Source organism: Streptacidiphilus neutrinimicus (assembly GCF_000787815.1).
Taxonomy (GTDB): Bacteria; Actinomycetota; Actinomycetes; order Streptomycetales; family Streptomycetaceae; genus Streptacidiphilus; species Streptacidiphilus neutrinimicus.
Genome location: NZ_BBPO01000066.1, coordinates 26088 through 36507, shown reverse-complemented (window position 1 = coordinate 36507; position 10420 = coordinate 26088). Strand labels below are relative to the sequence as shown.

The following is a 10420-nucleotide window of genomic DNA, read 5'->3' as shown; positions in this document are numbered from 1 at the left end:
CCGGTGGGCTGCGCCGACGCGAACGCCTCCCGCAGCGACCCACCCCCACCGGCCTCCGGCCCGTGCCCACCCTGGAACGGCCCCTGCGGGCCGCCGGGCTGCCCCGGCGCTCCGGCCACGGGAACACCGAGCGGCGGCTGACCAGCGACGTGGCCCTCGGGCCGCATCGGACCGTGAGCACTCGGGAACTGGCCCTGCGGCCCACCGGGCTGCCCCGGAGCACCCGCCACGGGCCCCCCGAACGGCGACTGACCAGCGCTGTAGGCCTCCGGCGGCATCGAGCCCCCGAAACCGGCCTGCGGCGCCTGGGTCTGCCCGCCGGCGCCCATCGGCTGCGCGGGCCCACCCGGGAACTGGCCGTGCGGCCCGCCGGCCTGCCCTGGAGAACCCGCCACGGGACCGCCGAGCGGCGGCTGACCAGCGACCTGGCCCTCCGGCCGCATCGCGCCGTGAGCCTGCCCACCGGGGCCCATCGACTGCGCGGGCCCACCCGGGAACGGCCCCTGCGGGCCCCCGGGCTGCCCCGGCGCTCCGGCCACGGGAGCACCCAGCGGCGGCTGACCGGCGCTGTAGGCCTCCGGCGGGATGGAGCCGCCGAAAGCGGGCTGGACCGGGGCGGCGATCGGCGGCTGGTGCGGGGGGTAGCCCTGGTGGCCGGATGGGGAGGCGCCCTGCGGCGGATAGCCGTCGGCGAGGCCCGGCGCGGAGTGCGGTTGTGGCTGCCACTGGGGCGGGAAGGGCTCGCCCAGCGGGGCGTGCCCGGGCGGCTGGTGCGGCTGCGGCGCGGGCGCCGGGGTCCAGGTGGGCGGAGGCGCGGCGGGGCGCTCCCAGCCCTCGGGCCAGGCGGAGGGCTGACCCGACGGCTCGCCCGACGGGTCGGCCGGCGACTGGGCCTGCGGGGCCGCCGACGGGTCGGGGAGCTGCGGCAGCTCGGTGGTGCCGTACTTCGCCTCGATGTGCCCGAAGCGAGAGGGGGCCGCGCTCGACGGGTCCTGGACGGGGGGCAGCAGGGCGGTCTCCGCGGCGGACGGACCCGCGGGGTACGGCTGCGGGGCCGGCGCTGCGGCCGGCGGCATCGGAGGCAGGTAGGCGGTGCGTTCCTGGTCGCCCTCGGCCGGGTCGATCGGGAAGCCCGAATAGTTCTGCTGGTAGTCGCTCATCGCGTCGCTCATCCTCCCGCGAACGGGGGGAGGACCTCGACCGTGCCGCCCTCGGTGAGGGGGACCGCGGCGTGGTCGCGGCTGCCGACCTGCGCGCCGTCGACGAGGAACGAGCAGTGCGCGAGCACCTGCGCGAAGCGCGGGCGCTCGGCGTGGCGGGCACGCGCGGCGTCCAGCGCCTCCGCGAGCGTCGCCGCCGCGTAGGGCTCCTCGGCCGTGCCCGCCTCGGCCTTCGCGGCCGCCCAGTAGCGGATCACGCCGTTCTTGACTGTCTCCGTCGCACCTTGCATGCGGGCCATCATCGCCAATCACCCGCGCAACCGTCACGCGCGGCAGGTCAGCGCCCTTCCGCGGCCTCTCGGGGCTCCTCCTCGTACGCCTCCTCGGGCTCCTCCTCGGGCTCCTCCTCGGGCTCCTCCTCGTACGCCTCCTCGTGCGCGGACGTCACCCACCGCGCGACGCGCTCCAGCAGCCGCTCCGGCGCGGCGTTCTCCGCGTGGCCGAAGCCCGGCTCGATCCACAGCTCGGGTTTCGGCGAGGACGCCGACGCCGCCCGGGCCAGCGACCGCGGATGGTCCAGCGGGAAGTAGGGATCCGCGTCGCCGTGGACGACGAGCAGCGGGACGGTGATCCGCGCGGCCGCCTCGACCGGCGGCAGCGGCATCTCCGTCCACTCCTCGGGGTCGATCCGCGTCTTCAGCCCGAGGCGGCCGACGACCCTTCCGAGCGGCTTCATCACGATCCAGTGCAGCCGTCGCATCGGCACCGTGCCCTGGTAGTACCAGCGGGCCGGCGCGCTCACCGCCGCGGTCGCGGCGACGCCGCCGCACAGCGCCGCGTGCCGGACGGCCACGGCGCCGCCCATCGAGAAGCCCACCGTGACGACGCGCCCGAAGCCCAGCGACCGCGCCCAGGCGACGGCCGCGTCCAGGTCCAGGACCTCCCGGTCGCCGACCGTCGACCGGCCGCCGGAGCGTCCGTGGCCGCGGAAGGAGAACGTGACGACGCCGCCGTACCGCGCGAAGACCCGCGCCGCGCGCCGTAGCGCGGGGCGTTCCACCGCCCCCGTGAATCCGTGCGCCAGGACGACGACCACGTCGTCCGGCGCGCCGTCACCCGGCGGGAGATACTCGGCGTGGAGAGTGACGCCGTCCGCCGTGATCAGCTGCGCCTGCGCGGGATAGCGCCAGGAACGGGAGGTGTCCATGAGACGGACAGCACTCTTCGCTGGAGCGTCCATGTGGGCTATTCTCCTAGTCAAGAGGGATCCGGGCAGTGTCGCCCCCGGGTCCTTTTGTGCTTTGTGAACGCGAGATACGGACGTTCGTGCGAGAGCCGGACGTTACCGGCTGCGCCCGACGACGTGCGCCGTCGGGGTACCGAACGCCACCGGCCCACCCGGAAAGGGGACTAACCGGGTATGAGTTCGCTGCTGCTGCTGACCAACGCCCTCCAGCCGTCGGCGGAGGTGCTGCCCGCCCTCGGGCTGCTGCTGCACAACGTCCGCGTCGCGCCCGCCGAGGGCTCCGCCCTCGTCGACACCCCCAGCGCCGATGTCATCCTCGTCGACGGGCGCCGTGATCTGCCGCACATCCGCGGCCTGTGCCAGCTCCTGCGCTCGACCGGGCCGGGCGCTCCCGTGCTGCTGGTGGTCACCGAGGGCGGCCTGGCCGCCGTGACCGCCGAATGGGGCGTCGACGACGTCCTGCTGGACACCGCCGGCCCGGCCGAGGTCGAGGCGCGGCTGCGCCTCGCGATCGGACGCCAGTCCGTCGTCGCCGACGAGAGCCCGATGGAGATCCGCAACGGCGATCTCTCCGTCGACGAGGCCACCTACAGTGCCAAGCTCAAGGGCCGGGTGCTGGACCTGACCTTCAAGGAGTTCGAGCTCATCAAGTACCTCGCGCAGCACCCGGGCCGGGTCTTCACCCGCGCCCAGCTGCTGCAGGAGGTCTGGGGCTACGACTACTTCGGCGGTACCCGGACGGTCGACGTCCACGTCCGCCGCCTGCGCGCCAAGCTCGGGCCGGAGCACGAGCAGCTGATCGGCACCGTCCGCAACGTCGGCTACCGCTTCGTGGTCCCGGACAAGTCCGACAAGGGCCGCTCGGGTCAGTCGGGGCAGTCCGGGCGGGAGGCCGCGACGGCCGAGGCCGACGTCGAGCTCGAGGTCTGACGCCCTGTCCCGGGCCACCGTGCTGTGCGCGGCCACCGCGCACAGCCATCCCACAGTCGGTTCGTGGACCGAGGGCGGCTTCCGCCCTCTGGTCCGGACATGCCGTCCTGCAAGTAGAATCCGCCCATGCCCAAGGTGACCCGCGACGATGTGGCCCGACTGGCGGGGACGTCGACCGCGGTCGTCAGCTACGTCATCAACAACGGACCGCGTCCCGTCGCCCCCGCGACGCGCGAACGCGTCCTCGCAGCCATAGCCGAGCTCGGCTACCGCCCCAACAGCGTCGCCCAGGCGATGGCCAGCCGGCGGACCAACCTGATCGGCATGGTGGTGCCCGACGCGCGCCAGCCGTTCTTCGCCGAGCTCGCGCACGCGGTCGAACGCGCCGCGTCGGAACGCGGCAAGATCGTCCTGATCGGCAACTCCGACTACACCGGGGACCGGGAGATCCACTACGTGCGGGCCTTCCTGGGCATGCGCGTCTCCGGACTGATCCTGATCTCCGAGGGCCCCTCGCAGCGCGCCGAGGAGGAGTTCGCCGCGCACAGCGACGCCCGCGTGGTGCTGCTGCACCGCCGCCCGGACAACTCCGACGACATCGCCGTGGTCACCGACGACATCGGCGGTTCCCGGTTGGCCGTCGAGCACCTGTTGCACCATCACGGCCACCCTTACGTGGCCTGCTTCGGGGGCCCCGTGAACGCGCCCGCGCCCGGCGACCCGGTCGTCGACCACATCGAGGGCTGGCGTCAGGCGATGGCGGCCGCCGGCATCTCGACCGAGGGCCGCCTCATCGACGCGCCCTTCGACCGGTACGGCGCCTACCAGGTCGCCGTCGAGCTGCTGGGCACCCCGGACGGGGAGCGCCCGACGGCGCTGTTCTGCTCCACGGACGACCAGGCGATAGGCGTGCTGCGCGCCGCCCGCGAGGTCGGGCTCACCGTCGGGCGGGACCTCGCGGTGATCGGGTTCGACGACATCCAGGAGGCGGCGTTCTGCGACCCCCCGCTGACCACGATCGCCTCGGACCGGGACTCGATGGCCAAGGCCGCGGTCGACCTGGTGCTCGACGACTCGCTGGCGGTGCCGGGGTCGGAGACGCCGCGCATCCGGAAGTTCCCGAGCCGTCTGGTGATCCGGCGCAGCTGCGGCTGCTGAGCCGGGGCTGTTGAGCCGGGCTGCCGAGCTGCGGCCGCCGGGCGCCGACGCTCCGCCAGGCCGTCCGGGCGTCCGCCGTCCGTGCCCTCCTCGAGCCTCGTCCGCGGCTCGGGGGGGCCTACTCACGCGAGCTCCCAGCGCCTGAGAAAGGCTCTCGCAGGGTTCTACCCCGGTTCTGACAGTGCTCTCAGGGACCTCTCATGTGCGGGGCCGACGGTATAGCCATGACCGAGACGCCCCGGAACCACGCAGACGACCCGTACTCCTCGTCCGTGCCGCCGCTGCCCGGCTACCAGCCGACGGCGCACGAGACCCGGCCCCTCGAGGGCACGGTCCACCCGTCCTCCGCTGCGCAGCAGGCTCCCCAGGCACCCCAGGCGCCGCAGCAGCCCCAGGGCTACTACTTCAGCGCCGAGCAGCCGCAGGCCGGTTCCTACGGCCAGGCGTCCTTCGGTCAGCCGCCGGTCGGCCCTCCGGCCGAGCCGCCGGTCGACCCCGCGGGCGCCGCCTGGCCGCCGCCGGAGCAGCCGCAGCCGAAGCGCCGCATGAAGCGGCCGGTCGCGCTCGTCGCCGCCGTCGCCGTGCTCTCGGCCCTCGCGGGCGGTGTCGCGGGCGGCCTCATCGGCGAGAAGACCGGCGACCACGCCTCCTATGCGACCAACGCGGTGGTGACCGGCGACAAGTCCAGCGGCACCAGCGACGTCGCCACGATCGCCAAGGCCGTCTCCCCGGCCGTCGTCCAGATCACCGTCAACAGCGGCAGCAGCGAGGATCTCGGGACCGGCATGGTGCTGACCTCGACCGGCCAGATCCTCACCAACTACCACGTGATCTCCGACGCCGCGAACGGCAACGGCGGCACCATCAAGATCTCCTTCAGCAACGGCAAGACCGCGACCGGCACCATCGTCGGCACCGACGCGTCGCTCGACGTCGCCGTGATCAAGGCCGAGGGCGTCAGCGGTCTGCCCACCGTCTCCCTGGGCGACTCCAGCCAGGTGGCGGTCGGCGACCAGGTCGTGGCCATCGGCAACCCGGACGGCCTGACCGGCACGGTCACCTCCGGCATCGTCAGCGCGTTGAACCGACCGGTCAAGGTCGACGTCAGCCCCAGCACGGTGCAGGGCAACGGCGGCTTCGGCCTCCCGTTCTGGCAGGGCGACTCCAACCGCTCCTACCAGGGCAGCTCCTCGCAGACCGCCTCCTACAACGCGATCCAGACCGACGCCTCGCTCAACCCCGGCAACAGCGGCGGCCCGCTGCTGAACTCGCAGGGCCAGGTCGTCGGCATCAACGCGTCGATGTACAACTCCAGCAGCAACTCCGGCGGCAGCTCCGGCTCGGAGGCCGGCAGCGTCGGCCTCGGCTTCTCGATCCCGATCAACGCGGCCAAGGCGGTGCTCCCGCAACTCCAGTCCGGCCAGAGCATCAACAGCTGACGCCGTTCATGGCAGACAATTGCCTCACAGCATGACGTAGCAACCACACAGCTTCGAGGAGCAACGGGGATGACAGCCACCGAGTCCGACGCGCCGGCCCGGGTCCTGGTCGTGGACGACGAGCCCGCGCTGCGGGACGCGCTGGAGAGCAGCCTGGCCTTCGAGGGCTACGAGGTGCTGACCGCCTCGGACGGCCTCGAAGCGCTGGACGCGGTGGCGGAGGAGCAGCCCGACCTGGTCCTGCTCGACATCATGATGCCGCGCATGGACGGCCTCACGGCCGTCCGCCGGCTCCGCGGCCGCGGGGACACCGTCCCCGTCCTGATGCTCACCGCACGCGACGCCGTCGGCGACCGCGTGACCGGCCTCGACGTGGGAGCCGACGACTACCTCGCCAAGCCCTTCGAACTCGACGAACTCCTGGCCCGCGTGCGGGCCCTGCTGCGCCGCTCCGCGATCGCCTCGGCGGCGGGCCCGCAGGCGGACGCGGACGAGGTGATGACGTTCGAGGACCTCGCGATGAACACCACGACCCGCGAGGTGACGCGCGCCGGCAAGCCGGTGGAGCTGACGCGCACCGAGTACATGCTTCTCGAGATGTTCATGGCGCACCCGCGCCAGGTCCTGACGCGCGAACAGATCCTCAAGGCCGTCTGGGGCTTCGACTTCGAGCCCTCCAGCAACTCCCTCGACGTCTACGTCATGTACCTCCGCCGCAAGACCGAGGCCGGCGGCCTCCCGCGCCTCGTCCACACCGTCCGCGGTGTGGGTTACGCGCTGCGTGCGTCATGAGGAACCGCTGGCGCCGGCTGACCCTCCGGGGTCGGCTGGCGACGATGACGGCTGCCGTCGTCACCGTCGCCGTGGTGCTGTGCTGCGCGCTGGCGTGGTTCGCGGCGCGGCAGCAGATGAGCACGCAGGTCGACGACACACTGATGCAGTCCTGGTCCGAGCAGAAGGCCCTCGGGTCCATCCCCAATCCGTGCAACGGCCCCCATCCGTTCGACCACTCGCAGGCCCTCACCACGGTCATCACCTCCGCCGGGCCGCTGTGCGCGAACTCCGACAGCAACGTACGGCCCACTGACGCGGATCTGGCCGTAGCAGCATCGGGGACCGACGGCCCCCATGCCGACTCGACGATCCATGACGGAAGGACATACGGGGGCACCCCGATCCGCGTCTACACGGTGAGCCTGGGCAATGTGACGATCAACGGTCAGCCGACCAGCCTCGCCATCTCGTTCGCCCAGCCGCTCAAGCCCGTCTACTCGGCCCTGGCGACGCTGGCGGTGATCCTCACGGTCTTGGCCCTCGTCGTCATCGCGGGAGCGCTGATAGCGGCTTGGTACGTCGCCCGCACCGGGCTGAAGCCGGTCGACCGGCTCACCGCCGCCGTGGAGCACATTGCGCGGACGGAGGAGGTGGGGACGACGATCGACGTCGGGGAGAGTGACGACGAGATCGCGCGGCTGTCCACGTCGTTCAACTCCATGTCGACCGCGCTCGCCTCCTCGCGGGAGCGGCAGTCGCAGCTGATCGCCGACGCCGGGCACGAGCTGCGGACGCCGCTGACCTCGCTGCGCACGAACGTGGACCTGCTGGTGCGCAGTGAGGACACCGGGCGGCCGCTGCCGGAGGAGACCAGGAAGAAGCTGCTGCGGAACATGAAGGCGCAGATGGGCGAGTTGTCGACGCTCATCGGCGACCTGCTGGAGCTGTCCCGGCCGACGCGTCCCACCGGCGCCCGGCCGCTGGAGGTCGTGGCGCTGCACGACATCGCCGCCCGCGCGCTGGACCGGGCGCGGCTGCGCGGGCCGGGCCTGGAGTTCACGGTGTCCGTGGAGCCCTGGTACGTGCGCGCGGACGCGCACGCTCTCGAACGGGCCGTCATCAACCTGCTGGACAACGCGGTGAAGTTCTCGCCGGCCGGGGGCACCATCGACCTCGGCCTGCACTTCGGCACCCTCACGGTCCGCGACCACGGTCCGGGCATCCCGGAGGAGGACCTCGCCCACGTCTTCGAGCGGTTCTGGCGCTCCCCCGCCGCGCGGCAGATGCCGGGCTCGGGTCTCGGCCTGGCGATCGTCTCGCAGACGGTGCAGGACTGCGGCGGCGAGGTCGCCCTCTCCAACGCCCACCCCGGCACCCTCGCCACCATGAAGCTCCCCGGCGCACCGACCCCTCCCCCGGAGCTCCCGTCCACCATCTGAAATGTTCTGTCCCACCATATGAATACTGGGCCATCATGCTGACATGCCCTCAAGTCAGCGTGAGGCCCACGCGTCCCCCGCCGCCACGACCGCCCCGCAGACCTCCCGGCGCTGGGCGATGCTCGCGCTCGGGACCGCCGCGCAGACCGCGGCGTGCGCGTTCCTGTACGGGATGCCGTACCTCATCCCGTCGCTGCGGAGCGCGGAGGGGCTGACGCTGGCGCAGGCCGGGGTGATGGTCGCGTGTCCGACGGTGGGGCTGCTGCTGGCGCTGTACGCGTGGGGCGCGGCCACCGACCGGTACGGCGAGCGGTGGGTGCTGGCGGCCGGGCTCGGGGTGGCGACGGGCGCGCTGGGCGCGGCGCTGCTGGTGCACGGGCTGGTGTGGCTCGGAGTGCTGTTCACCGTGGCGGGCGCGGCCGGGGCGAGCGTGTCGGCCGCCAGCGGTCGGGTCGTGCTGGGGTGGTTCCCGCCCGAGCAACGCGGGCTGGCGATGGGCGTGCGGCAGACGTCGACGCCGCTGGGGATGCTGGTCGCGGCGGTGGCGATGCCGCCGATCGCGGCCGCGCACGGCCTGCACGGGGCGGTGCTGTTCGTCGCCGTGCTGTCCGGGGTGATGGCGGTGCTGACCGCGCTGTTCGTCGTGGACCCGCCGCGGCCCGCGGCGAAGGCCGCCGGAGCGGCCGACGGCGCACGGACGGCGAGCCCCTACCGGGGTGCCGCCCTGTGGCGGATCCACGGCGCGAGCGCGCTGATGGTCTGGCCGCAATTCACCGTCGGCGCGTTCGGGCTGGTCTACCTGACCGACGTGCGCCACTGGCCCGCGGTCGCGGCCGGACAACTGATGGCCTGCGGCCAGGCGCTGGCGGCGGCGTGCCGGATCGCCGCCGGACGCTGGTCGGACGCGGTGGGCAGCCGGCTGAAGCCGATGCGGTGGCTGGCTGCGGCCGTCGGCGTCCTGGGCGGGGGCTTGGCCGTGGCGGGCGACAGCGTGGCGGGAGTGGTCCTGCTGGTCGTCCTGTGCGGGCTCTCCGCGAGCACCAACGGGCTGTCCTTCACCTCCGTCGCGGAGCGGGCCGGCCCGCGGTGGGCGGGACGCGCGCTGGCCGTGCAGAACACCGGACAGAACCTGACCGCGTCGCTGTGCCCGCCGGTCGTCGGCGCCCTGATCACCGCCTCCGGCTTCAGCCCGGCCTTCGCCGTCGCCGCCGTCTGCGCCCTCGTCTCGATCGCCGTGCTGCCCCGCCGCTAGCAGACAGCCTCGGAAAGGAGCCGACGGGCGGGGCACGCGGTCTGTCGCACACGTTCAACTCCCCTATGGTCGAACGTATGGACACTGCGGAGCGTGAGGAGATCGCCGCGCTGCTGGAGCGCGCGGCGGAGGCGGACGGGCGGCAGGCCGTCTCGGAGCAGGGGAGGCTGGCCCTGCGCAGTGGGCGGGCGGACGTGAACCACCTGACCAGCAGGGACGAGCACGGGGTGCTCCTCGGGTACGCGCAGATCGACGCCGAGTGGACCGCCGAGCTCGTGATCGACCCGGCGCGGCGGCGCGAGGGGAACGGGCGGGGGCTGCTGCGCCGGACGCTGAACAGCGGGGCCCGCAGGGTGTGGGCGCACGGCGGCCACCCGGGCGCGACGCGGCTCGCGGCGGAGTTCGGCCTGGAGCTGGTCCGCGAGCTGCGGCAGCTGCGCCGGACCGGGCCCGCGCCCGAGGTCCCGCCGCTGCCCGACGGAGTCACCGTGCGGACCTTCGACCCGGGGCGGGACGAGGAGGCGTGGCTGAAGGTGAACGCCGCGGCCTTCGCGCACCACCCGGAGCAGGGCTCCTGGACCCGACGCGACATCGAGGAGCGCGAGGCGCAGGCGTGGTTCGACCCGGAGGGCTTCTTCCTGGCCGAACGCGGCGGCGAGCTCGTCGGCTTCCACTGGACGAAGGTCGAGGGAGGGCTCGGCGAGGTCTACGTGGTCGGGGTGAGCCCGACCGAGCAGGGCAGCGGGCTCGGCAAGGCGCTGACCGCGATCGGGGTCCACCATCTGGCCCAACGGCGTGGCCTGCCGACCGTGATGCTCTACGTCGACGCCGATAACCCGGCCGCGCTGCGGGTATACCAGAAGGCGGGGTTCACGGTGCACGAGGTGGACCTGATGTTCGCCGTGCGCGGCTGAGCCCTGCGGGCGCCACGTCGGCCATTCCGGCGTCAAGAGGCCTGCAGACGAAGCACAGGCGACCGCCTCAGCTTTCCTGCAGGCCACGCTGTATTTACCTTGAGTTCA

Annotated in this window: 9 protein-coding genes and 1 pseudogene; 7 read left to right on the top strand and 3 right to left on the bottom strand. The window is 73.2% G+C overall.

From position 1 onward, the window contains the following. From TR48_RS30365 to TR48_RS30355, 3 genes and pseudogenes are all read right to left on the bottom strand, one after another. Nucleotides 1-1160 (bottom strand): annotated as a pseudogene (locus tag TR48_RS30365) (hypothetical protein); the annotation flags it as partial. 8 nt (nt 1161-1168) lie between these two features. After that, nucleotides 1169-1450, bottom strand: a complete 282-nt coding sequence (locus TR48_RS30360) for a MoaD/ThiS family protein (protein ID WP_174501754.1) — start codon at nt 1448-1450, stop codon at nt 1169-1171. Between the two features lie 47 nt (nt 1451-1497). Continuing rightward, a complete protein-coding gene (locus TR48_RS30355) occupies nt 1498-2367 on the bottom strand; it encodes an alpha/beta hydrolase (protein ID WP_063771095.1) in 870 nt (289 codons plus the stop codon). A 213-nt stretch (nt 2368-2580) separates the two neighbouring features. On the opposite strand from TR48_RS30355, the gene TR48_RS30350 reads away from it, so the two are divergent. The 7 genes from TR48_RS30350 (at nt 2581) to mshD (ending at nt 10312) form a co-directional block, all read left to right on the top strand. Then, a complete protein-coding gene (locus TR48_RS30350; protein WP_042373346.1) occupies nt 2581-3336 on the top strand; it encodes a response regulator transcription factor in 756 nt (251 codons plus the stop codon). A 126-nt stretch (nt 3337-3462) separates the two neighbouring features. Continuing rightward, nucleotides 3463-4494: a LacI family DNA-binding transcriptional regulator gene (locus TR48_RS30345; protein WP_042373344.1), complete on the top strand. Its 1032-nt coding sequence runs from the start codon at nt 3463-3465 to the stop codon at nt 4492-4494. Nucleotides 4495-4718: 224 nt separating this feature from the next. Then, the gene (locus TR48_RS30340; protein WP_052443179.1) at nt 4719-5933 is read left to right on the top strand and encodes a S1C family serine protease; all 1215 of its coding nucleotides are present in this window, start codon (nt 4719-4721) and stop codon (nt 5931-5933) included. A gap of 69 nt (nt 5934-6002) precedes the next feature. Continuing rightward, nucleotides 6003-6725, top strand: a complete 723-nt coding sequence (locus TR48_RS30335; protein ID WP_042373339.1) for a response regulator transcription factor — start codon at nt 6003-6005, stop codon at nt 6723-6725. Nucleotides 6726-6769: 44 nt separating this feature from the next. Then, the gene (locus TR48_RS30330) at nt 6770-8146 is read left to right on the top strand and encodes a sensor histidine kinase (RefSeq protein WP_236652403.1); all 1377 of its coding nucleotides are present in this window, start codon (nt 6770-6772) and stop codon (nt 8144-8146) included. Nucleotides 8147-8189: 43 nt separating this feature from the next. Continuing rightward, nucleotides 8190-9398 (top strand): MFS transporter, encoded by a 1209-nt coding sequence (locus TR48_RS30325; RefSeq protein ID WP_042373336.1) that lies wholly within the window; start codon nt 8190-8192, stop codon nt 9396-9398. A gap of 77 nt (nt 9399-9475) precedes the next feature. After that, on the top strand, nt 9476-10312 hold the full coding sequence (mshD, locus tag TR48_RS30320) for a mycothiol synthase (protein ID WP_236652402.1): 837 nt from the start codon (nt 9476-9478) through the stop codon (nt 10310-10312). Nucleotides 10313-10420 lie beyond the last annotated feature (108 nt).